At 52.0% G+C, this 20661-nt stretch carries 25 protein-coding genes, 1 tRNA gene and 1 pseudogene; 20 read left to right on the top strand and 7 right to left on the bottom strand.

From position 1 onward, the window contains the following. Window positions 1–50: 50 nt before the first annotated feature. Both H9X86_RS03175 and H9X86_RS03180 read left to right on the top strand, forming a co-directional pair. Window positions 51–254 (top strand): 4Fe-4S binding protein, encoded by a 204-nt coding sequence (locus H9X86_RS03175; RefSeq protein WP_204900136.1) that lies wholly within the window; start codon window positions 51–53, stop codon window positions 252–254. Beyond that, a complete protein-coding gene (locus H9X86_RS03180; protein WP_204900137.1) occupies window positions 251–832 on the top strand; it encodes a 4Fe-4S binding protein in 582 nt (193 codons plus the stop codon). Before H9X86_RS03175 ends, H9X86_RS03180 begins: the two co-directional genes overlap by 4 nt. Window positions 833–870: 38 nt before the next feature. Here the strand turns inward: H9X86_RS03180 and H9X86_RS03185 are convergent, their stop codons facing one another. From H9X86_RS03185 to H9X86_RS03195, 3 genes are all read right to left on the bottom strand, one after another. Then, window positions 871–1530 carry a Crp/Fnr family transcriptional regulator gene (locus H9X86_RS03185; RefSeq protein ID WP_204900138.1) on the bottom strand — a complete coding sequence of 220 codons (660 nt, stop codon included), beginning with the start codon at window positions 1528–1530 and terminating at the stop codon, window positions 871–873. A gap of 12 nt (window positions 1531–1542) precedes the next feature. After that, window positions 1543–3528: a YgiQ family radical SAM protein gene (locus H9X86_RS03190; RefSeq protein WP_204900139.1), complete on the bottom strand. Its 1986-nt coding sequence runs from the start codon at window positions 3526–3528 to the stop codon at window positions 1543–1545. Between the two features lie 89 nt (window positions 3529–3617). Next, on the bottom strand, window positions 3618–4292 hold the full coding sequence (locus H9X86_RS03195) for a Crp/Fnr family transcriptional regulator (protein ID WP_204900140.1): 675 nt from the start codon (window positions 4290–4292) through the stop codon (window positions 3618–3620). A 132-nt stretch (window positions 4293–4424) separates the two neighbouring features. Here H9X86_RS03195 and H9X86_RS03200 point away from each other — a divergent pair, with 132 nt between their 5' ends. Beyond that, a complete protein-coding gene (locus H9X86_RS03200) occupies window positions 4425–4793 on the top strand; it encodes a VOC family protein (protein WP_204900141.1) in 369 nt (122 codons plus the stop codon). Window positions 4794–4841: 48 nt separating this feature from the next. Here H9X86_RS03200 and H9X86_RS03205 read toward each other — a convergent pair whose 3' ends face one another. Further along, entirely contained in the window at window positions 4842–5303 is a 462-nt protein-coding gene (locus tag H9X86_RS03205) for a manganese catalase family protein (protein WP_430736086.1), read from the bottom strand. A 38-nt stretch (window positions 5304–5341) separates the two neighbouring features. Here H9X86_RS03205 and H9X86_RS03210 point away from each other — a divergent pair, with 38 nt between their 5' ends. From H9X86_RS03210 to H9X86_RS03240, 7 genes are all read left to right on the top strand, one after another. Beyond that, a complete protein-coding gene (locus H9X86_RS03210; RefSeq protein ID WP_204900143.1) occupies window positions 5342–5539 on the top strand; it encodes a hypothetical protein in 198 nt (65 codons plus the stop codon). Continuing rightward, a complete protein-coding gene (locus H9X86_RS03215; protein WP_204900145.1) occupies window positions 5536–7044 on the top strand; it encodes a recombinase family protein in 1509 nt (502 codons plus the stop codon). Before H9X86_RS03210 ends, H9X86_RS03215 begins: the two co-directional genes overlap by 4 nt. 65 nt (window positions 7045–7109) lie before the next feature. Further along, the gene (locus H9X86_RS03220) at window positions 7110–7793 is read left to right on the top strand and encodes a DNA alkylation repair protein (RefSeq protein WP_204900146.1); all 684 of its coding nucleotides are present in this window, start codon (window positions 7110–7112) and stop codon (window positions 7791–7793) included. Window positions 7794–7877: 84 nt separating this feature from the next. After that, the gene (locus tag H9X86_RS03225; protein WP_204900147.1) at window positions 7878–8657 is read left to right on the top strand and encodes a DUF134 domain-containing protein; all 780 of its coding nucleotides are present in this window, start codon (window positions 7878–7880) and stop codon (window positions 8655–8657) included. A 2-nt stretch (window positions 8658–8659) separates the two neighbouring features. After that, complete coding sequence (locus H9X86_RS12705; protein WP_204900148.1) at window positions 8660–9127, top strand: methylated-DNA--[protein]-cysteine S-methyltransferase; 468 nt, start codon at window positions 8660–8662, stop codon at window positions 9125–9127. 106 nt (window positions 9128–9233) lie between these two features. After that, window positions 9234–9923, top strand: coding sequence for a SanA/YdcF family protein (locus tag H9X86_RS03235; protein WP_204900149.1), 690 nt, complete (start codon window positions 9234–9236; stop codon window positions 9921–9923). Window positions 9924–10068: 145 nt separating this feature from the next. After that, window positions 10069–10145 (top strand) — tRNA-Pro (locus H9X86_RS03240). 299 nt (window positions 10146–10444) lie between these two features. Here the strand turns inward: H9X86_RS03240 and H9X86_RS03245 are convergent. Together H9X86_RS03245 and H9X86_RS03250 are read right to left on the bottom strand one after the other, a co-directional pair. Next, window positions 10445–10636, bottom strand: a pseudogene (locus tag H9X86_RS03245) (manganese catalase family protein); the annotation flags it as partial. Beyond that, on the bottom strand, window positions 10636–11088 hold the full coding sequence (locus H9X86_RS03250; RefSeq protein ID WP_204900152.1) for a spore coat protein CotJB: 453 nt from the start codon (window positions 11086–11088) through the stop codon (window positions 10636–10638). The gene H9X86_RS03250 and the pseudogene H9X86_RS03245, both read right to left, overlap by 1 nt. A gap of 155 nt (window positions 11089–11243) precedes the next feature. Here H9X86_RS03250 and scfA point away from each other — a divergent pair, with 155 nt between their 5' ends. The 10 genes from scfA to H9X86_RS03300 all read left to right on the top strand — a co-directional run bounded on the left by scfA (window position 11244) and on the right by H9X86_RS03300 (window position 19573). Next, a complete protein-coding gene (gene scfA, locus H9X86_RS03255) occupies window positions 11244–11387 on the top strand; it encodes a six-cysteine ranthipeptide SCIFF (RefSeq protein WP_087229878.1) in 144 nt (47 codons plus the stop codon). A 70-nt stretch (window positions 11388–11457) separates the two neighbouring features. Beyond that, the gene (scfB, locus tag H9X86_RS03260; protein ID WP_204900153.1) at window positions 11458–12819 is read left to right on the top strand and encodes a thioether cross-link-forming SCIFF peptide maturase; all 1362 of its coding nucleotides are present in this window, start codon (window positions 11458–11460) and stop codon (window positions 12817–12819) included. A gap of 98 nt (window positions 12820–12917) precedes the next feature. Then, on the top strand, window positions 12918–13547 hold the full coding sequence (locus tag H9X86_RS03265; protein ID WP_204900154.1) for a hypothetical protein: 630 nt from the start codon (window positions 12918–12920) through the stop codon (window positions 13545–13547). A gap of 103 nt (window positions 13548–13650) precedes the next feature. Next, the gene (gene ruvC / locus H9X86_RS03270; RefSeq protein WP_204900155.1) at window positions 13651–14154 is read left to right on the top strand and encodes a crossover junction endodeoxyribonuclease RuvC; all 504 of its coding nucleotides are present in this window, start codon (window positions 13651–13653) and stop codon (window positions 14152–14154) included. A gap of 10 nt (window positions 14155–14164) precedes the next feature. Continuing rightward, window positions 14165–14770, top strand: a complete 606-nt coding sequence (gene ruvA, locus H9X86_RS03275) for a Holliday junction branch migration protein RuvA (RefSeq protein ID WP_204900156.1) — start codon at window positions 14165–14167, stop codon at window positions 14768–14770. A 20-nt stretch (window positions 14771–14790) separates the two neighbouring features. Further along, the gene (gene ruvB / locus H9X86_RS03280) at window positions 14791–15852 is read left to right on the top strand and encodes a Holliday junction branch migration DNA helicase RuvB (RefSeq protein WP_204900157.1); all 1062 of its coding nucleotides are present in this window, start codon (window positions 14791–14793) and stop codon (window positions 15850–15852) included. Between the two features lie 100 nt (window positions 15853–15952). Beyond that, window positions 15953–16543 carry a sigma-70 family RNA polymerase sigma factor gene (locus H9X86_RS03285; protein ID WP_204900158.1) on the top strand — a complete coding sequence of 197 codons (591 nt, stop codon included), beginning with the start codon at window positions 15953–15955 and terminating at the stop codon, window positions 16541–16543. Between the two features lie 65 nt (window positions 16544–16608). Next, window positions 16609–16887 (top strand): zinc-ribbon domain containing protein, encoded by a 279-nt coding sequence (locus H9X86_RS03290; protein WP_204900159.1) that lies wholly within the window; start codon window positions 16609–16611, stop codon window positions 16885–16887. A gap of 229 nt (window positions 16888–17116) precedes the next feature. Further along, window positions 17117–18553, top strand: a complete 1437-nt coding sequence (purB, locus tag H9X86_RS03295; protein ID WP_204900160.1) for an adenylosuccinate lyase — start codon at window positions 17117–17119, stop codon at window positions 18551–18553. Between the two features lie 33 nt (window positions 18554–18586). After that, window positions 18587–19573 carry an ATP-dependent 6-phosphofructokinase gene (locus H9X86_RS03300; protein ID WP_204900161.1) on the top strand — a complete coding sequence of 329 codons (987 nt, stop codon included), beginning with the start codon at window positions 18587–18589 and terminating at the stop codon, window positions 19571–19573. A gap of 49 nt (window positions 19574–19622) precedes the next feature. On the opposite strand, the gene H9X86_RS03305 is transcribed toward H9X86_RS03300, so the two are convergent. Next, entirely contained in the window at window positions 19623–20606 is a 984-nt protein-coding gene (locus tag H9X86_RS03305) for a Gfo/Idh/MocA family protein (RefSeq protein WP_207752592.1), read from the bottom strand. Between the last annotated feature and the right edge of the window lie 55 nt (window positions 20607–20661).

A 20661-nucleotide genomic window follows, 5' to 3' on the forward strand; every position in this document is an offset into this window, starting at 1 on the left:
TTTGAAAATCATAGTATGATAGCCTCAATCAATTTAGGGAGGCCAATGCTATGATTCCAGTCAAACGTCGTGCTGTTGTAGAGCAGGCCCTGTGCGTAGCCTGTGGCTGCTGTGCCAAGGTGTGCCCATTATCCGCCATTGAGGTGTTCCACGGACTCTATGCCAAAGTGGATTCCGCCCGATGTGTGGGGTGCGGCAAATGCGTGAAAGAATGTCCTGCTTCCATCATTCACGTGGAGGAGGTGGCACGATGAAGGGTAAACACTGGTATGATTACCTTTGGGTCCTGTCCGCAGCTTATCTCATCCTAGGCTTTTTCAACATTCTCTTTGCCTGGCTGGGGCTGCTGTGTTTTTTCATCCCCCTGATTCTCTCAGTAGCCACCGGGCAAAAAAGCTATTGCAACCGCTATTGCGGTCGTGGTCAGCTGTTCGCTCTGCTGGGCGGGCGATTCGGTCTATCCCGCCGCCGAGACATACCAAAGTGGATGAAAAGCAAGGCTTTTCGGTATGGTTTCCTGGTGTTCTTCTTCATCATGTTCTTTTTGATGCTGTGGAACACCTATCTGGTGTTTGCAGGTGTTAAGTCCCTGTCCCAGGCGGTAACCCTTCTGTGGACCTTCCGTTTGCCTTGGCACTGGGCCTACCACGGGGCTCTCTTTTCTCCTGGGGTGGCTCAGTTTGCCTTTGGATTTTACAGCGTCATGCTCACCTCCACCGTGCTGGGACTCATCACCATGGTGCTTTTCAAGCCCCGCTCCTGGTGTGTATACTGCCCTATGGGCACCATGACCCAGCTGATTTGTCAGGCCAAGTACAGCAACAATAAGTAAAAATCGGCTGCTATCCATGGCGATAGCAGCCGATTTTTTCATTCATTACTCAATTCTCTCAGGGCATTCTCATCCACCAGATCCACCACGCCTCTGGAGAGGGACACCAGCCCCTCCTGTTGGAAGTAGCGGAGCATCCGGGTCACCACTTCACGGGCTGTACCCATGTGGTTGGCAATTTTCTCGTGGGTCAGTTCCAGGTGAGAAGTGCCCTCCAGCACGCTTTCCTGGAGCAAAAAGTCCGCCAAACGCTTGTCAAAGCTCTTCCACATCACCTGCTCCATCAGCCACATCACCTCAGAAAACCGGGTGCTCATCACTTCATTGGTGAAATTGGCCACAGCAGGGGACTGCTCCATGAGAGATTTGTACACATCCGGTGGGATCACCCAGAAGTCTGCATCCTTTTCCACTTGGATCTGAATGTCAAACTGAATGCTCTGGAGCATACACGAGGCAGAGAACAGGCACATGTCTCGTTCAAAGAGTCGATACAAGGTGATTTCTCGTCCTTCGTCAGAAAGGATATAACCTCGCAACTGTCCGCTGCACACCAGCAGAAGCCCCAGGCAATCTGCGGAGCCGTTGTGCAGCACCGTCCCTTTCTCAGCGTGGGTATAGATTGCTGAGCCTTCCAACAGTGCTTGTTGGGCCGGAGTAAGCTGTTCCCAAACAGGAAAGATCTCTGAAAATCTCATCGTTTCACCCGATTACTTTCTGCCACTGCGTTTCTTTCTTGAGTTGCTGGGTTTGGCCACAGCCCACCCTGCCTTTTTCTTGGGGTGGCGGTCCTTGTTAACCTCAGGTTTAGCCGCCCCTGTTTTGGTTTTTCCCCTCGGCTTTTCCTGGGGCTTCTGGGTATGGAAGCCGTTCTCTCCCGGCTTTTTCCCGGCCCATTGTCCGCCCTTGGGACGAATCAGGCAATGCTTATCGTAGCCTATCAAATCTTCACGTCCAGCCCGCACCAGAGCCTCATGAACCAACATATAGTTTTTGGGGTTCCGGTACTGAATCAAAGCCCGCTGCATGGCTTTTTCGTGGGGATTGGTGGGTACATACACCGGCTTCATAGTACGAGGATCCACCCCTGTATAGTACATCGCCGTGGACAGGGTAGAGGGAGTGGGGTAGAAATCCTGCACCTGTTCAGGCATATATTCCAAATCTCGGAGGTATTCTGCCAGCGCCACCGCTTCTTTCAGCGTGGAGCCTGGGTGAGAAGACATGAGATATGGCACCACAAATTGCTTCAGGCCAAATTGCTCATTGAGCCTCCGATACTTAGCCAAGAATTTGTCGTACACAGCTCTGGGTGGCTTGCCCATCTTCTCCAATACAGGATCAGCAATGTGCTCTGGAGCAACCTTCAGCTGACCGGACACATGGTGCTGCACCAATTCCTTGAAGAAGGTGTCATCAGCGTCAGCCAACAGGTAGTCAAAGCGAATACCCGAGCGAATGAACACTTTCTTCACGCCTGGAATGCTGCGCAGCTTGCGCAGCAGAGATAGGTAGTCCCGGTGGTCAGCCACCAGATTCTTGCAAGGTTTGGGGAAGAGGCACTGTTTGGTGGGACAGACTCCCTTGGTCATCTGTTTCTCACAAGATGGGTGCCGGAAGTTTGCAGTGGGGCCGCCCACATCGTGGATGTATCCCTTGAAGTCCGGCTCCCACACCATCTGTTGGGCCTCGGCCAAAATGGATTCGTGGCTTCGGGTCTGCACAATGCGTCCCTGGTGGAAGGTAAGGGCACAGAAGCTGCACCCACCAAAGCAGCCGCGGCAGGAGACCAAGCTGAAGCGCACCTCTTCAATGGCAGGCACGCCACCTGCCTGCTGATAGGAGGGATGGTAGGTACGCATATAGGGTAGTCCATACACTCGATCCATCTCGGACTGACTCAAAGGCTTCTGGGCCGGATTCTGAATGACGTATTCCTTGGGGCCGTAGGGCTCCACCAGTGTCTTCCCAGAGAAGGGATCCGTGTTGCAGTACTGGGTATAGAAGCTCTGGGCATACTTCCGCTTATCCTCAAACAGCTCATGGAAGGATGGCAGGGTGAGGTACGGCACCATCAGGTCCACCTGAGTGGCACGGTACACAGTGCCATCCACAAAGGTGATGTCTTGAGGCTTGAGACCACTGTCCAGGGCATCTGCCACCTCCACCACAGAGCGCTCTCCCATGCCGTACATGAGAATGTCTGCCTGGCTGTCCAACAGGATGGAGCGCTTGAGTTTATCCGACCAGTAGTCGTAATGCGCCATCCGGCGCAAGCTGGCCTCAATGCCACCAATGAGGATGGGGATGTCCTTATACACCCGGCGGATGAGATTGCAGTACACCACAGTGGCGTAGTCCGGGCGCTTTCCTATAACCCCACCAGGTGTAAAGGCATCCATCTTGCGGTGTTTCTTTGACACGCTGTAATGATTGACCATGGAGTCCATATTGCCACCAGTGACCAGAAAGCCCAGGCGAGGCCGCCCCAAAATGGTAATGGACTGTGGATTCTTCCAGTCAGGTTGGGAAATGATACCCACCTTATACCCTGCCGACTCCAGCACACGACTGATGATGGCGTGTCCAAAGGAAGGGTGGTCCACATAGGCATCCCCGATGACATAGACAAAGTCGCACTGGTCCCATCCTCGCCGCTGCATATCTGCTCTGGATATTGGTAAAAAGTCACGCATACTGCGTCCTCCTTAGATGAAAGCGTAAGTTTTTTTATTGTATATGATAATCCTCTGCTTGACAATCCTCGTTTTCCTGTTGCCTGGAGCTATATGGTGTCTGAGGATTCCACTAATAGGGTAAATCGCCTGCCATTCACCCGCATCAGTCCATCCCGCTGCATTTTGCTCAGTTCGTTGGACAGGGCGCTGCGCTCCACATTCAAAAAATCTGCCATCTGTTGGCGATTGAAAGGAACGGTGAATGTGGGGCTTTGGTGCTGGGATGCCTGCTGGGAGAGATAGGTAAGCAACCTTCCCCGGATTGTTTTGGCCGTGGTACAGGCGATTTTTCTGGACAACTCCAAGTTTTTCTGGGCTGAGATCATCAGCAGGTTCTCCACCAGCTTTTGGTGAAAGACACATCCGTTGCTGCACACACGCAGCATTTGCGGTGTCTCCAGGAACAAGACAGAGCTGGGTTGTTCCGCCACCACACTCACCATAAGCGGCTGGCAGGGAACACAGGCGTAGGTCTCTGCAAACATCTGTCCCGGCTGCAAGGTGGAGAGAATGCTGGTATTGCCCCAGAAGTCATCTCTCTGTATCCGCACACTGCCATTCAGCACCATGCCCATGGCAGTGACATGGTCTCCGGCATGATAGATGATCTGCCCTTTTGCATAGGTTTGTTCCCTGGCCCGCAGGCACCCCAGCATAGAGGAGATATCCTGGGCATCCATATCACGAAATAGCGGGGTATGCGTCAAAAAGGTCAGATCCATCTGGTTCCCTCCCGGCGTGTTCAGTGATGCTCTTATTGTAAGCGTTGGAGCAAATTACGTCAACCGTATTGCAGAGAGGCCAACGCTCAGGTATAATATGGCTTGTCTATTTTTCCCGGAGGAGTGGCCCATATGATTCAATTTCAGCATTTTAACTTCAATGTACTGGATCTGAACAAAAGTCTGGAATTTTACCGCAACGCCTTGGATCTGTCCCCCGTGCGGGAGCATCTTGCCCAAGACGGTTCCTTCAAACTGGTTTACCTGGGCGATGGCCAGAGCGACTTCACTCTAGAGTTGACCTGGCTGCGGGATCGCACAGAGCCCTACAATTTAGGAGAGTGCGAGTTTCATCTGGCTTTTGTCACCGATGACTACGAAAACCTTCACGCCCGCCACCAAGAGATGGGGTGCATCTGCTACGAAAACCCCGCCATGGGCATCTACTTTATCTCTGATCCTGACGGCTATTGGATAGAAATTGTTCCCAGTGCAAAGTAAGTACCACCCCCAACAAGGCTGGAAGCCCTGTTGGGGGTAAGTTTTTATTTATCGTTTTCCATCGAAGGCAGGGTTGGTCAAGTAGATGTTTTTCTGATCCATACGCTCTTTGGCCCGGTAGATGGCTTCTCCAAAGCGTTGGAAGTGGACGATCTCCCGCTCCCGAAGGAATCGGATTGCGTCGTTGACATCGGGATCATCAGACATACGCAGAATGTTGTCATAGGTCACTCGGGCCTTTTGCTCAGCTGCCAGATCCTCGGTGAGATCGGCAATGATATCGCCCTTCACCCCAATACCTGCGGCATTCCAGGGTGAGCCGGAAGCGGCTGTGGGATACACCCCGGTGGTATGGTCAAGGAAGTAGGGGGCAAATCCGCCCTCCCGTAGTTGCTCTTGGGTCAGGTTCCGGGTCAGCTGGTAAACGATGGTGCCGATCATCTCCAGGTGTCCCAACTCCTCGGTCCCTACATCGGGGTCAAAATGACACCCGACAAAGTCAAGGGACAGGCTGCCGTTGCATACAAGAGAGGAGGGGGGTCTCATTTATGAAGGCAAAATTTGTTCAACTCCATCACATCACATATAACGGCCCTGCAATGCCAGATCGTTACCCAGCATTTCTTCATACACTCCAGGCCGGGCTGCTTTTGGCATTGAAGGAAAAACAGCTCATAGACAGCAGTCAGTGCACAGCGGTTCTGGAACAGTTAGCGGTGCGGACAGAGAAGGAGAAAAACACATGATATCTGTGGCCAGCTACTGCCGGGTGTCCACAGACAAAGAGGATCAGGCCAATTCCTTCGCTGCCCAGCAACGATATTTCACTCAATACATCTCAGCTCATCCCCAGTGGCAGTTGTACCGAGTATATGCAGACCAAGGCATAACGGGAACCAGTGCCAACAACAGGCCTCAATTCCAACAGATGATACAGGACGCACAGAACAACAAATTTCAAATGATTCTCACCAAGGAAGTCAGTCGGTTTTCTCGCAATCTTCTCGACACCATCGCATATACCAGAATGTTAAAATCCCTGGGAATCTTTGTTATCTTTCTCACCGACGGCATCAATACACAAGAACCTGACGCCGAGCTCAGGCTGTCCATTATGGCCTCCATTGCCCAGGAGGAGAGCCGGAAAACCTCCGCTCGGGTTAAATGGGGCCAAACTCGTCAAATGGAGCGGGGGGTTGTATTTGGTCGTTCCATGTTGGGTTATGATGTAACGGGTGGAAAAATCTTCGTCAACCCCGCCGGAGCGCAGCTGGTACAGCGTATTTTCCATATGTATGGGGTGGAAAAGTTGAGCACAACTCAAATCGCCCGCACGTTAAGCCAAGAAGGAGTCCATACATGTTCTGGGAACCCACATTGGCATCCCAGTTACATCATCAAAATTCTAAAAAACGAGAAGTATGTGGGGGACTTAATACAAAAGAAAAGCTACACGCCTGACTACCTCACACATCAGAAAAAATCGAATCACGGGGAGGAGCCCCTGATTACACTTAGAAATCACCATACCCCCATCATCTCCAGAGCGTTATGGACTCAAGTGCAGCAAGAGATCAAGCGCCGAGGAAAGCGAGCCCAATCCAGTCATTCCGTCCACCATACACTGTCCGGCAAAATCATATGTGGAGCTTGCGGCAAGCCCTTCGTTGCCCGTCAAAGAAGAGCCGCCAACGGAAGTGTGAGTCTGCGCTGGAGCTGTGCCACCGCTGCCCGGTTCGGTTCGGCAGAGAGCTCCGGCGGGTGCAGCATCGGCAGGTTGCTGCGGGACGATGATGCCAAGCAAATGGTGGTTCAAGCTCTTGCATCGTTAGAACTGAACCAAGAAGCCATAGTTTCCAGCATCACAGCCCTAATGGGGAAGATGTCCGAACCTGCCACTCTGGCGCAATGGCAGGCCGAGAAAATCCACCTGTGCAACAAAAAAGAAGCAGTGATGGATGCCTATTTTTCCGGCAACATCACCGCAGAGGAAATGCAGAAGATGAAAGCCAAATACCAACGCCAAATAGATGTTATTCAAGATAGACTTGATCATCAAAGCCAGGTAGAGAGCCACGTTCTTATGCGGAAAGCCATGCAAGAGGCCGCATCTATCTTGGCTGGAGAGATAGAGAGCGACGCATGGTTCAAAACATTGGTGGACTCCATAACCGTCTACCCAGACCGTCATTTGGAATTAAGGCTGTGCCAGTTGCCCCACATTTTTTATTTTCAGGATGAAATTCGTTGACTGACCTTGTTGGCATCACTCAGCCGGGATATAATGGAGCTATCCATACCAGAAGGAGTGAGCCTGTGGACACCGCCATTGTACAGCAACTTTTCGCTTTGCAAGATTCGTCTTATCGGCAATTTCAATGTAATCTGATGCCCACTGTCCATCCCAATACGGTGATTGGTGTGCGAATGCCTGCCCTGCGTCGGATGGCCAAAGAATTGCAAGGCACCCAGGAAGGGGAGACTTTTCTCTCTCAACTCCCCCACACCTATTATGAAGAAAACAACCTACATGGACTTTTGGTATGCGGAAAATCAGATTACAATGAAACGGTTTTAGAGTTAAATCGCTTCTTACCCTATGTGGATAACTGGGCCACCTGTGATCTGTTAGTTCCAAAATCCTTCAGAAGGCATCCAGAGCCATTGCCTATGCAGGTGTGGCAGTGGCTGCAAGCAGAACACACCTATACTGTGCGCTTTGGACTGGGCGTCCTGTTGCATTTTTATCTTGATGACTGTTTCCACCCCAAATATCTGGAGTGGGCTGCCCAGGTGCATCAGGATGGATACTATGTGCAGATGATGACGGCCTGGTACTTTGCCGAGGCCCTGATCAAGCAGCCTCAGGCTGCCATGCCTTATCTGTTAGAACACCGCCTCTCACGCTGGATTCACAACAAAACCATTCAAAAAGCGGTGGAGAGTTATCGGATTCATCCAGAGCAAAAAATCTATTTGCGCACACTTCGTAGAAAATAACAGCTCTCCATTTATGGCATATGTCAAAAATATATTGACATATGCCACAAACCGTTTTAGGATAGAAGGGCAGGAGGGATGCCTATGCCACGACCAACAAAATGCAGGCGGGTGTGCCACTATCCCCATATCATGAAGTTTAACCCTGCCACCAATGAAAAGGGGAAACACCCAGTCATTCTGACCCTAGACGAATATGAGACCATTCGCCTCATTGACCAGGAGGGAATGTCTCAGGAGCAGTGTAGCCAACAAATGCAGGTAGCTCGCACCACGGTACAGAAGATATACGGCAACGCAAGAAAGAAGTTGGCGGATGTTCTGGTGCTTGGATTACCGCTGCGCATTGAAGGCGGGGATGTACAGCTGTGTGACGGAATATCCAATGGATGTATCCAATCTAGCTGTTTTAAGCGTCATTTTCACACACAATATCAAAAACCAGAAGGAGATGCTGTTATGAGAATTGCAGTTACATACGAAAACGGGGAAATTTTTCAGCACTTTGGCCACACCAAGCAGTTTAAGGTGTATGACATTGTAGATGGAGCTGTGAAAAACGCCCAGGTGGTAGACACCAACGGAAGTGGCCACGGCGCCCTTGCGGGTATTCTCCATGCTCTGCAGGCGGATACACTCATCTGCGGTGGCATTGGCGGGGGCGCACAAGCGGCTTTGGCAGCAGCCAACATCAAGCTCTATGGTGGAGTGTCTGGCAGTGCTGACCAAGCCGTAGAAGCGCTTTTGGCTCAAAATCTGACCTATGATCCCAATGTGAAGTGCAGTCACCACGGGGAGCATCACCATCATGAGCACACCTGCGGAGATCACGGCTGCGGCAGTCACCACTGCTCTCACGAATAATCATGTTTGCCATTTATTCTTTTCCCTGTGGTTCGTTCCGCATTGAGGAGGGGGACGGATTTATCGTCTCCCTCACTGCGGTGCAGGCTCAGCCATCGCATCACGGGACACCCACTCCGCTCACAGACAATTTGGCAAATCAAATGTGGGAATACTTTCAGGGCCACCGCAAAAGTTTTGATGTTCCCTATCTGTTGCACGGCACTCCGTTCCAAGAGAAGGTATGGAAAGCCCTGTGTCAAATTCCCTATGGCCAGACCCGCAGTTACCGGGATATCGCTCAATATGTAAACAGCCCCCGCGCCTATCGGGCTGTGGGAATGGCCAACCATCGCAATCCCCTGATGTTGCTTGTGCCATGTCATCGGGTCATCGGAGCGGACGGCTCTTTGGGCGGCTACGCAGGCGGAATTACATTAAAGCAATATTTACTAGACCTGGAAAAATCATATGAATCAAAGACCCAGTGATGAGAAAACTCATCACCGGGCATTTTGTTCACAGTTTATCCCTAGACTTAGGCACTAAAACGAGATACACTGAACCCATCACAAATGAAAGGGGAGGAAAACCCCAATGAAGATTTTGCTTCGTGCCGTCAAAATCACAGCGTGTGTTTTGGTGGTCTGCATGGTGGTGGGTCTGATCTCCGTTCTGGCCATCAACGGAAGAGTGGTGTCTGTAGGAAAGGAGCGGCTACTAACCGCCCAGCAGGCGGCTGAACTGGACGATGTAGACTGCATTCTGGTTTTAGGGTGTGGTGTCAAAGCCGACGGTACTCCGAGCCTGATGTTACAGGACCGTCTAGAACGAAGCCTCCAACTCTATCAGCTGGACGTAGCGCCAAAGCTGTTGATGAGCGGAGACCATGGACGCCAGGACTACGATGAAGTAGGCACCATGAAGGAATTTGTCGTAGATGCGGGTGTCCCGTCCTCTGACGTGTTCATGGATCACGCTGGATTCTCAACTTACGAAAGTATGTACCGAGCCAAGGATGTGTTTCAAGCTGGCAAGATTGTCATCGTGTCCCAGGAGTACCACCTGTATCGTGCCATTTATATTGCTCAAGCCCTGGGTTTGGATGCCTATGGCGTTGCAGCTGACGGAGAAGATTACGCAGGACAGTGGGGGAGAGATGTCCGGGAAGTCTTAGCCCGGGTAAAGGATTTCTTCACTTCCATTTGGAAGCCTCAACCCACCTATTTAGGGGATGCGATTCCTGTGAACGGAAATGGGGATATCACCAACGATACCACAGCATGAGCAAAAAGGAGCGGGACGCACCAGCGAGGAGCCCCGCTCCTTTTGACGTCCCACAAAAAAATTATAAAAAATCGAAAATTCCTCTTGCATTTTCATTTTCTGTGTGCTAGTATATTTAAAGTCGATTGACCGAAAAACAATATATCCGGGTGTGGCGAAGTTTGGTATCGCGCTTGACTGGGGGTCAAGAGGCCGCAGGTTCAAGTCCTGTCACTCGGACCAAGCAGAGTATTCGTAGCAGTTACGAGTACTCTGTTTTTTTATTATTTAGTGAACCTGCGGCCTCTTGGTGCCGTCAGGCACATAAAATCCGCCGCCCTATGGCGCACAGAGCGTCAGCTCTGGGGGCCATAGGTTCAAGTCCTGTCACTCGGACCAAGCAGAGTATTCGTAGCAACTACGAGTACTCTGTTTTTTATTATTTAGTGAACCTGCGGCTTCTTGGTGCCGTCAGGCACATAAAATCCGCCGCCCTATGGCGCACAGAGCGTCAGATCGGGGGCGAGGTGTCATATTGACCCTTCTGTCCCTATATCGGTTAGGAGACCTTTCAGCTCGGGCCAGGGCATGGAATACCGCTGACTGAGGTAACGCAGAGAGGCGCCAAGTTCCCCGTCCGGGCCGCCGTATTGGCTGATGATGAGAGCTGCCAGCTTCGGGTTCGTATTCTTAATCCGTACCGGGTACTGCAGTTTCTTCTCATAGACAAACATTAGCGGGCACCTCCTTCTTGACGAAACTCCCAGGGCCATGGATCGTTCAGCCAGGTGTATTGATCCTGGTTTGCTGCGGCCTGCTTGGTGAGCGGGCCGTACATGGCCTCATAACGGCGACGGCCTTCCTGGGCCAATTTGCCGTACTCCCGGAACAGTTCAAAAGCCTCTTTGTCATCCGGGTGAGTATCCAAATATAACCCCAGCTCCAACATCACGAAATTCAGTGCCTGCAGCTCCAAGGCGCCGGTTTGAGCTGGGGTAGTGGCCACCGTATTGATTTGAAACGGCAAATTCAATCCGGGAAACAGCGTGCCGTTGGCCAACGCATCCTGCTGGGAATAGGTCTGGCTCCCAGACTGCTGAAACGGGACATAAGGAACTGCCAGCGGCGCACAAGAGGGAAGTGTGCCTTGCCCATCGCCGCAGATTCGTTTATTTGCTTCACTCATATTCAAAAGGGTTTCCTCCTTTATAAGCCTGGCATCCTGTGCCGCTCCATCCTATGCTGCTCGACATCCCATTGTCCACCTGGGAAAACTTCATATTGAAATTTTGTGAATGGTGTGGTATACTGTCATCAACTAAGCAGAATGGAGGGATATCCATGACTCACGTCAAGACTCTCAATGGTGCTACCCTGAAGCAGAGCGCTGCCCACGGTGGCTGCGGCGAGTGCCAGACCTCTTGCCAGTCCGCTTGCAAGACTTCCTGCACTGTCGCCAATCAGAAGTGTGAGAACAATCACTAAGCATTGATTAGACACCGGAAAGGGTGGGCCTGGTCCCACCCTTTTTCTGTGTGTTTGGAGGAGAACTATTATGGTACATACTTTTCGCTGTTTGGATGCAAATATCGCCGTGGATGTGAATAGCGGTGCTGTGCATGTGTTGGATCAGACCGCCTACGATCTGCTGTCCCTGCTGGATGCCCCCATGGGGGAACACTGCCCAGATGAAGTAGCAGCCAAACTTCCCCAATATGACCGTGAAACCCTAAACTGCGCTTGGGAGGATCTCTACCAGCTTCAGCAGGAGGGATTGCTCTTTACTGACGACAGCTACATCGATCCCGAGGCCGCCGTTCTCATGCAGAAGGACGCCCCCGTCAAAGCTCTGTGTCTCCACGTGTCCCACGACTGCAACCTGCGCTGCAAGTACTGCTTTGCATCCACAGGGGACTTCGGCACCGGCCACCGGATGACCATGAATGTGGAGACAGCCAAGAAAGCCATTGATTTTGTCATTGCACGCTCCGGAAAGCGCCGCAACATCGAGGTGGATTTCTTCGGCGGTGAGCCGCTCATGGCAATGGATACTGTCAAGGCCACCGTGGACTATGCTCGCTCTCTGGAGAAAGAGCACAACAAGAATTTCCGCTTTACCATCACCACCAACGGTATTTTACTGGACGATGAGAACATCGCATACATCAACGAGAATATGTCCAATGCCGTGCTCTCCCTGGATGGACGCCCCGAGGTCAACGACAATATGCGTCCCACCATCAATGGCAAGGGCAGCTATGACGTCATCCTCCCCAAGTTTCAGAAGCTGGTAGCCGGACGAGGTGACAAGGATTACTACTTGCGTGGAACTTTCACCCGCAACAACCGAGACTTTGCCAAGGATGTCATTCACATTGCCGACCAGGGCTTCCGTCACGTGTCTGTGGAACCCGTAGTGGGCGATGCTAAGTATGACTACACCTTCAAAGAAGAGGACTTGCCCGGCATCCTGGAGGAGTACGAGAACCTGGCCCGGGAACTGCTGAATCGGGACGACATCAATTTCTTCCATTTTAATGTTGACTTGACCCAGGGTCCCTGCGTCATAAAGCGGATGCGCGGCTGCGGCGCAGGCTGCGAGTACGTGGCCATCACCCCCGACGGGGACATCTATCCCTGTCACCAGTTTGTGGGCAAAGAGGAGTACAAGCTGGGCAACGTGTATGACAACACCTTTGACATGGATATCTCCCGGAAGTTTGCTGGACTGAACATCTACACCCGTCCCGACTGTAAGGACTGCTGGGCCCGCTTCTATTGCAGCGGTGGCTGTTCTGCCTCCAATCTGGAGGTAAACGGGGATATGATGATCCCCAACCGCTTTGGCTGTGATATGCAGCGCAAGCGTCTGGAGTGCGCCATTGCCATGAAGGCTCACAAGGCTGGCATGGTATAATCCTTTACACCTCTTGACAGCCGCCCCTGCTTTTGCCGGGGTGGCTGTTTTTTGCATAAGGGCCGTGTTGCTGCATACAGTTGCAAGAGGTGATAAATATGCTGCATCCCAAGCGATTGCATGTGGTGCGCTCAGTGCGCAATCAATCCAAAAAGCAGGCAAAAAGCCCGTTTCTCCCCCTGTGCCTCTTTTTTCTCATTGGTGCACTGCTTGGGAGTGCATTTGCAGTCTTAGGCGGCAGTCACCCACAGTTGGCTGAGCGTCTGACCGCATTTTTCCAATCAGCTGTCCAAAATGGAGCTCCCAGCGTATCCCTGTGGGCTACGGTCTGGGAGGCAATCTGCTGGCCTCTGCTTCTCATCTTATTTAGCTTTGGCCCGCCGGGTGTGATTGGAATTCCCTGTGTGTTTCTAGTTCGAGGCTTCTTGCTTAGCTATGCCTGCTCCAGCTTTGTGGCAATGTTTGGACTAACCGGCTTGGGATGGAACGTGGTGATTTTCGGGATCTCCGCACTGTTTTTGCTTCCTGTTCTTCTTTGTGTGGGGCACTGGGCCTTTTCCAACGCCTGTAAGCAGTGCTTCCCTCAAGAGGCATCCCCATCCCATCTTCCTTCCAGTCCCATACTTGTGTACTGTGGGATTCTGTTGGTTTTATTCATCTTTCTTCAGAGCCAAGTGTTGCCTATGTGGCTGCCGAAGCTGTGTGAAAAACTGTTGTCCATGCACTGAGCTACCATTCGAAACTTCTGAGGCACTGGTCATTTTCCTTGCGGAAATAAGCAAATTATGATACAATAGTTCGAGTAGATTCACCAGGCAGGAGGGTTCTGGATTGCGAATTTTAGGAATTGACCCAGGTTATGCCATTATGGGGTTCGGCCTGATCGACGCTCTGCCTGGAAAGCAGAGATTGGTAGCCTGCGGTGCCATTAACACGCCTGCCGGTGTGAGGCTCCCCGCCCGACTGTGGCAGATCGCCACAGACCTTGAAGAACTTATTGGGCAATTTCACCCCGAAGTTCTAGCCATCGAAGAGTTATTTTTCAATCAGAATGTCACAACTGGTATCGGGGTAGCACAAGCCAGAGGCGTGATTCTCATGACTGCCGAAAAATGCGGGCTTCCCGTTATGGAGTACAACCCCTCCCAGGTCAAACAAGCTGTGGTAGGGTATGGGAAGGCAGAAAAAAAGCAGGTAATGGAAATGACTCGTAAACTGCTTAGGCTTTCCCATGTGCCCAAGCCCGATGACGCAGCAGATGCAGTGGCTATCGCCCTGTGCCACGCCCGGAGCTGCACCTCACGATTGTCTCAGCGAGCCATCAACCACACCTAAGGAGCAAGCCATGTTTTACTATCTCAATGGAACCGTGGCCCATATCGGGCCCTATTTAGCCGTCATTGACTGCGGCGGTGTCGGATACGCCTGCCGCACCACCAACTACACACTTTCCAGCCTAACCAAAGGAGCACAGGCCAAGCTCTACACGTACCTTCATGTACGGGAAGATGTCTTCGAACTGTATGGATTTTCCTCAGAAGGGGAGTTGTCCAGCTTCCAAATGCTGCTGGGGGTTTCCGGCGTAGGGCCAAAGGCCGCTCTGGCCATTCTATCCTCCACCACCCCTGAGGGTCTGGCTATGGCCATTGTCTCGGAGAATGAAAAAGCGCTGACCTGCGCCCCCGGCATTGGCAAAAAAATTGCTCAGCGAATCATTTTGGAGCTGAAAGACAAGTTGGCCAAGGGTCAACTCACCTCCGGTAACGGGGAGACCTTCTCCGGCGGTGTTACCATCATTCCCGAGAACAAGACCAGCGAAGCTTCTGCTGCGCTGGCTGTACTGGGTTACAGCCAGCCCGAGATCACCGCTGCATTGAAGGGACTGGATTTGGACCAGCTCTCTCTGGAGCAGATCATCAAGCAGGCACTCAAACGCATGGTGCGGTCATGACTGCCACGAGGTGTTAGAATATGAGCATCGACTTTTCCAATCACGAATACGAGGAGGACTCATTCCAGCCCTTGGTGAGCACTTCTCTCACATCAGCGGACGAGGGCGAATCCACTCTCCGCCCCCAAACCTTGGATCAATACATTGGGCAGTCCAAAGCCAAGGGAAATTTGGAAGTGTTCATCCAAGCCGCAAAAATGAGAGGGGAACCTTTGGATCACGTATTGCTTCACGGCCCTCCGGGTCTGGGCAAGACCACCCTCAGCGGCATCATCGCCAATGAGATGGGGGTGCAGATTCGTATCACTTCCGGCCCTGCCATTGAAAAACCAGGCGATTTGGCGGCACTACTGACCAATCTCCAGGAAAACGATATTCTGTTTGTGGACGAGATCCATCGGCTCAACCGCTCCGTGGAGGAAATTCTATATCCCGCCATGGAGGATTATGCCATTGATATTATCATCGGCAAAGGTCCTTCCGCCAACTCGATTCGTTTGGATTTGCCCAAGTTTACCCTGATTGGGGCCACTACCCGGGCAGGTCAGCTATCTGCCCCTTTGCGTGACCGTTTTGGCGTCACGTTACGCCTGGAACTGTATACCCCCCAGGAGCTGAGCCAAATTGTCACCCGTTCTGCCGGGATTCTCAATGTCCCTATTGAGCCGGAGGGTGCCATGGAAATTGCCCGCCGCAGCCGTGGCACCCCTAGAATTGCTAACAGAATGCTGCGCCGTGTGCGGGATTTTGCACAAGTGACCGCTGGAGGCGTCATCACCCAATCTGTTGCTGATCGCGCACTCCAGGCTCTGGAAATTGACCACCTGGGCTTGGATCAGACTGACCGCCGGATGCTGATGAGTATCATCGAGAATTACGCCGGCGGTCCTGTGGGCCTGGATACGCTGGCTGCTACCATCAACGAGGAGTCCGTCACGCTGGAGGATGTGTATGAACCATATCTGATGCAGTTGGGATTTCTCACCCGTACTCCTAGAGGTCGATGTGTCACCGCAAAGGCCTATCAGCATCTGGGTTTATCCGTCCCAAAAAGCGACGAAATGGAACAACTTTCCTTTTGATTTCCCATAGTTCTCTCTTGACCACAAACCGTTTTTAGATTTTGCATAAAAATCATTGACATTTGCGTCGGTTTGTGATAAAAGTAAACAAGGTTACAATATGAAACACTTTAATGCGTTGACAACAGAATATTCTGATGAGGCACTTTGTGCGAAAGCCCAGACTGGCAGTTTGGATGCAGAGGAGGAGTTGGTTCTCCGATACCAAAGGCAAGTACGGATGTGTGCACGTCCTTATTTTTTGGCTGGTGGTGACAGTGAGGACCTGATCCAAGAGGCTATGTTTGGCCTGATTAAGGCCATCCGGGAGTTTGACCCCAGTCGGGATATCCAATTTCGCACCTTTGCAGATGTGTGCATCCGCAACCGGATTCGATCTGCCATCGTCTCTGCTTCCAGAGGCAAGCACATGCCCTTGAATGACAGCGTTCCCTACGATTCCATGATGGTTGAAAGTGATTGCAGCCCGGAAGAGCTGTATATTTCCAGAGAGGAAGAAGCGGAACGGATGACACAGCTCAGAAAGTGTTTGTCTTGTCTTGAACAGCAAGTTTTGACTCTGTTTCTCCAAGGACTTTCTTATCAGGACATCAGTTGCCATGTCGGTCGCTCAGTAAAGTCTGTGGACAATGCTGTACAGCGGATTCGGCGAAAGGTTGCCCCATATTATGGCGATTTCAGCAAAGGCTGACGCAAATATTACAGTCCCAGCAGTGGCTTTCCCCGATACTGGGCATCAAAAGAGAGGGTATTTCCATGTACGAAGACAAGACTTTAGTTTGCAAAGAGTGTGGCCAGGAATTCGTGTTCACCGCCGGTGAGCAGGAGTTCTATGCTGAGCGTGGCTTCCAGAACGAGCCCCAGCGCTGCAAGTCCTGCCGTGACGCTCGCAAGGCTGCCGCCCGTGGCCCCCGTGAGTACTTCACTGCCACCTGCGCCGCTTGTGGCCGTGAGGCAAAGGTTCCTTTTGAGCCCAAGTCCGACCGTCCTGTTTACTGCAGCGAGTGCTTCGCCAAGATGCGTGAAGAGGGCTAATCCTTTTTATCCCCTGATGCGTTAACCGGGGCTGCCTATGTGGCAGCCCCGGTTTTCTTTGTCCATTTTACACCAACCTTTTTCTGCTCATCCCTTGTTCCCACTTTGGAACTGTGATATAATGTTATCGTCTATGAGACGCATTTTCTACATATTTCATTCCTGAAACAGGTGGGGGAACAGACCGCAAGTACCTCTGCCCACATACAACAAGGGGGTTCTTTTCACTGTGAACAAATCAATTTATGAAAGTCCTCTCTCGTCTCGCTATGCCAGTGATGAGATGCAGTACATTTTCTCACCGGACAAGAAGTTTTCCACCTGGCGCAAGCTTTGGGTGGCCCTGGCCCGAGCCGAGATGGAATTAGGCCTGCCCGTCACCCAGGAACAGGTTCAGGAGATGGAAGCGCACCTAACTGACATTGACTATGATCTTGCCGCCCAGAAAGAGAAGGAGCTGCGCCACGACGTGATGGCTCATATCCACACCTTCGGCACCTTGTGTCCCAAGGCCATGCCCATCATCCATCTGGGCGCCACCAGCTGCTATGTGGGCGACAACACCGACATTATCATCATGCGGGAAGGCCTGATGTTGGTACGCGACAAGCTGGTACGTGTGCTCTCCAATCTGTCTGAGTTTGCCACCAAGTACAAGGCACTGCCCACCCTGGGCTTTACCCATTTTCAGGCTGCTCAGTTAGTCACCGTAGGTAAGCGTGCCACTCTGTGGATGAATGAGCTGCTCATGGATTTGGATGAGATCGAGTACCGCATCTCCACCCTCAAGCTGCTGGGCTGCAAGGGCACCACCGGAACTCAAGCCTCCTTCCTGGAGCTGTTTGAGGGCGACCACGAGAAGTGCAAGGAACTGGATCGCCGCATTGCCAAGGAGATGGGTTTCGAGGCCTCCGTACCTGTGTCTGGCCAGACCTATTCCCGCAAAGTGGATTCTGCTGTACTCTCCACCTTGGCTGGAATCGCTCAGTCTGCCAGCAAGTTTGCAACTGATGTTCGTCTGCTTTGCCACCTCAAGGAGGTGGAGGAGCCATTTGAAAGCAAGCAGATCGGTTCTTCTGCCATGCCTTACAAGCGTAACCCCATGCGTTGTGAGCGTATCTGTGCTCTGGCCCGCTATGTGATGGCTGATGTGATGAACCCCATTGTCACTGCAGCTTCTCAGTGGTTTGAGCGCACTTTGGACGATTCCGCCAACAAGCGCATCTCTGTGCCCGAGGCATTCCTGGCCGTAGACGCTATTTTGAACATCTATGAAAATGTCTCTGCCGGACTTGTGGTGCATGAAAAGGTCATTGAAAAGCACATTCTGGAGGAACTGCCCTTCATGGCCAGCGAGAACATTATGATGGATGCTGTGAAGAAGGGCGGAGACCGTCAGGAACTCCATGAGCGCATCCGTGTTCACGCCCTGGAGGCTGGTCACAATGTGAAGGATCTGGGTCTGAACAACAATCTCATTGATCTTATCGCAGAAGATCCTCTCTTCGGCATGAGCAGGGAGGAGCTGGTGGCTCACATGGAGCCCTCTCGTTATATCGGCCGTTGCCCCCAGCAGGTGGAGGACTTCATCGCAGAGTTCATCACCCCTGTGCTTGAGTCCCATGCCCAGGCACTGACCGGAGGCCATACCGAGCTCAAGGTTTAATCACATCAATTTCGTATTTTGGGAGGAACGAACATGGATACTGCAGTACATCGTATCGGCGTATTTACCAGCGGTGGAGATGCTCCCGGCATGAATGCCGCCATCCGAGCCGTTGTCAGAACTTCTCTGCACATGGGCATCGAGTGTATCGGCATTCGAAGAGGCTATCACGGACTGATCAACGGAGACTTTACCCGTCTGGATTTTGAAAGCGTCAGCGATATCTCCCGCCGTGGCGGTACCATCTTGTACTCCGCTCGCAGCTTGGAGTTTAAGGAAGAGGCTGGGCGCAACAAGGCTCTGGCCACCTGCAAACTTCTGGGCCTGGATGCCTTGGTAGGTATTGGTGGCGACGGTACATTCCGTGGTCTGCTCACACTGGCTGATAGCGGAATCTCTGTGATCGGTATTCCCGGTACCATTGATAACGACATCGCTTGCTCTTCTTACACCGTAGGGTATGACACCGCCTGTAACACCGCTTTGGAGAGTATTGACCGTCTCCGTGACACCATGAAGTCCCACGAGCGTTGCTCCGTGGTTGAGGTCATGGGTCATCGGGCTGGGCACCTGGCTGTGGCCGTAGGAATCTCCTGCGGTGCCACCGTTGTGCTGGTTCCCGAGCAGCCTGTGGACTTCCAGCGGGATGTCATTACCCCCATTCGTCAGGCTCGTCTGGGCGGTCGTACCCACTTCATGGTCATCGTGGCCGAGGGCGTTCCCGGCGGTGGCTATGGCGTTGCCCAGCAAATCAAAGAATACACCGCTCTGGATACCCGTGTCACCGTATTGGGTCATGTTCAGCGTGGTGGTTCTCCCACTGCTCGTGACCGTATGGTGGCCACGAACATGGGATATCACGCCGTGCGTCTGCTGGCAGAAGGAAAGACCTGCCGAGTGGTTGCTATGGAAGGTGATAATATCATTGACTATGATATCACCGAAGCCCTGGGCATGAAAAAGGAGATCGACGAGTACAGCTTGTCTATGCTCCGCGATCTTACCGGTGTACATGGCTGATTTTTAAGTCTAGAATAAAAAACGAGGTCCCTGTTGGGACCTCGTTTTTTTATTCGAAAGGATATCGAATCCCCATTTGCCGACGTGCCTCGTCCATCACTTCCATCATGTGTATGGTCTCCTCATGAGGCATAGAGGGACATTCCAGCTTTCCGTCCACGATACAGGCTACCGTCTCCATCACCTCGTATTCGTAGCCTGTCAGCTGCTTGGGACATTCCTGATGTTGTACCAGCTGATACTTGGAGTCATAGACTGAAATAGACTGAGGATTATTGATGTTTTCCACCACAACAAATCCTCTTGTCCCGTAAATAACACCCATACGGTCAGACACACAGTTAGCCCCTGCATTGAGAACTGCCATTTTCCCATCCTCCCAGATGAGAGTCATGCTGTCATTGAGATCAACGCCCTTATCCGACTTGGTGCATACAGCCCGGATCTTGGCTCCACTGCCGAACACCATCTCAGCGAAGTTCAGAGGATAAATGCCCACATCCAGCAGAGCACCTCCAGCCAGAGCCGGCTCCACAATTCTCTCTTTTCCCATGATCTCATATCCCAGATTAGCAGTGAGCATTTTCGGTTTACCAATGATGCCGGAGTGTACAGTTTGGAAAATCATCTCCCGCATAGGCTGATATCTGGTCCAGATGGCTTCGGTAAGCAGCAGTCCCTTATCTCTGGCGCACCGGAGCATCTCCTGGGCCTGCTGGGCATTAACCGCAAACGCCTTTTCACACAACACGTGTTTCCCATGTTCCAGGCACATCATCACATGCTTATAATGGTGGGAGTGGGGGGTAGCCACATATACCAGCTGAACTGCGTCGTCACGCAGCATATCCTCATAGCTGCCATAGGCTGTTCTAACTCCAAAACGCTGGGCGAATTTCTCCGCTCGCTCCAGGTCTCTGGCTGCAACGGCATAAAGCTCTACGTGGCACATCCCACTCACATTCATCTGGGAAATGGTATCCGCCATTTTTTCGGCGATGCTTCCTGCGCCCAAGATGGCAAAACGTATCATCTGCTCCAACTCCATTCCAATATCGTCGAATATAAAAAATGATGAGGAATTACAT

Source organism: Pseudoflavonifractor capillosus (assembly GCF_016902575.1).
In the GTDB taxonomy this organism is placed as follows: domain Bacteria; phylum Bacillota; class Clostridia; order Oscillospirales; family Oscillospiraceae; genus Enterenecus; species Enterenecus capillosus_A.

Bases quoted from the DNA above. Each gene is read 5' to 3' on its own strand.
- H9X86_RS03290 (WP_204900159.1), top strand. From the start codon at position 16,609: ATGTACGAAGACAAGACTTTAGTTTGCAAAGAGTGTGGCCAGGAATTC.
- H9X86_RS03215 (WP_204900145.1), top strand. From the start codon at position 5,536: ATGATATCTGTGGCCAGCTACTGCCGGGTGTCCACAGACAAAGAGGAT.
- H9X86_RS03305 (WP_207752592.1), bottom strand. From the start codon at position 20,606: ATGATACGTTTTGCCATCTTGGGCGCAGGAAGCATCGCCGAAAAAATG.
- H9X86_RS03210 (WP_204900143.1), top strand. From the start codon at position 5,342: ATGAAGGCAAAATTTGTTCAACTCCATCACATCACATATAACGGCCCT.
- ruvA (WP_204900156.1), top strand. From the start codon at position 14,165: ATGTTTTACTATCTCAATGGAACCGTGGCCCATATCGGGCCCTATTTA.
- ruvB (WP_204900157.1), top strand. From the start codon at position 14,791: ATGAGCATCGACTTTTCCAATCACGAATACGAGGAGGACTCATTCCAG.
- H9X86_RS03180 (WP_204900137.1), top strand. From the start codon at position 251: ATGAAGGGTAAACACTGGTATGATTACCTTTGGGTCCTGTCCGCAGCT.
- scfB (WP_204900153.1), top strand. From the start codon at position 11,458: ATGGTACATACTTTTCGCTGTTTGGATGCAAATATCGCCGTGGATGTG.
- H9X86_RS03285 (WP_204900158.1), top strand. From the start codon at position 15,953: ATGAAACACTTTAATGCGTTGACAACAGAATATTCTGATGAGGCACTT.
- H9X86_RS03225 (WP_204900147.1), top strand. From the start codon at position 7,878: ATGCCACGACCAACAAAATGCAGGCGGGTGTGCCACTATCCCCATATC.
- H9X86_RS03195 (WP_204900140.1), bottom strand. From the start codon at position 4,292: ATGGATCTGACCTTTTTGACGCATACCCCGCTATTTCGTGATATGGAT.
- H9X86_RS03185 (WP_204900138.1), bottom strand. From the start codon at position 1,530: ATGAGATTTTCAGAGATCTTTCCTGTTTGGGAACAGCTTACTCCGGCC.
- scfA (WP_087229878.1), top strand. From the start codon at position 11,244: ATGACTCACGTCAAGACTCTCAATGGTGCTACCCTGAAGCAGAGCGCT.
- H9X86_RS03250 (WP_204900152.1), bottom strand. From the start codon at position 11,088: ATGAGTGAAGCAAATAAACGAATCTGCGGCGATGGGCAAGGCACACTT.
- H9X86_RS03190 (WP_204900139.1), bottom strand. From the start codon at position 3,528: ATGCGTGACTTTTTACCAATATCCAGAGCAGATATGCAGCGGCGAGGA.
- H9X86_RS12705 (WP_204900148.1), top strand. From the start codon at position 8,660: ATGTTTGCCATTTATTCTTTTCCCTGTGGTTCGTTCCGCATTGAGGAG.
- H9X86_RS03265 (WP_204900154.1), top strand. From the start codon at position 12,918: ATGCTGCATCCCAAGCGATTGCATGTGGTGCGCTCAGTGCGCAATCAA.
- H9X86_RS03200 (WP_204900141.1), top strand. From the start codon at position 4,425: ATGATTCAATTTCAGCATTTTAACTTCAATGTACTGGATCTGAACAAA.
- H9X86_RS03300 (WP_204900161.1), top strand. From the start codon at position 18,587: ATGGATACTGCAGTACATCGTATCGGCGTATTTACCAGCGGTGGAGAT.
- H9X86_RS03175 (WP_204900136.1), top strand. From the start codon at position 51: ATGATTCCAGTCAAACGTCGTGCTGTTGTAGAGCAGGCCCTGTGCGTA.
- H9X86_RS03235 (WP_204900149.1), top strand. From the start codon at position 9,234: ATGAAGATTTTGCTTCGTGCCGTCAAAATCACAGCGTGTGTTTTGGTG.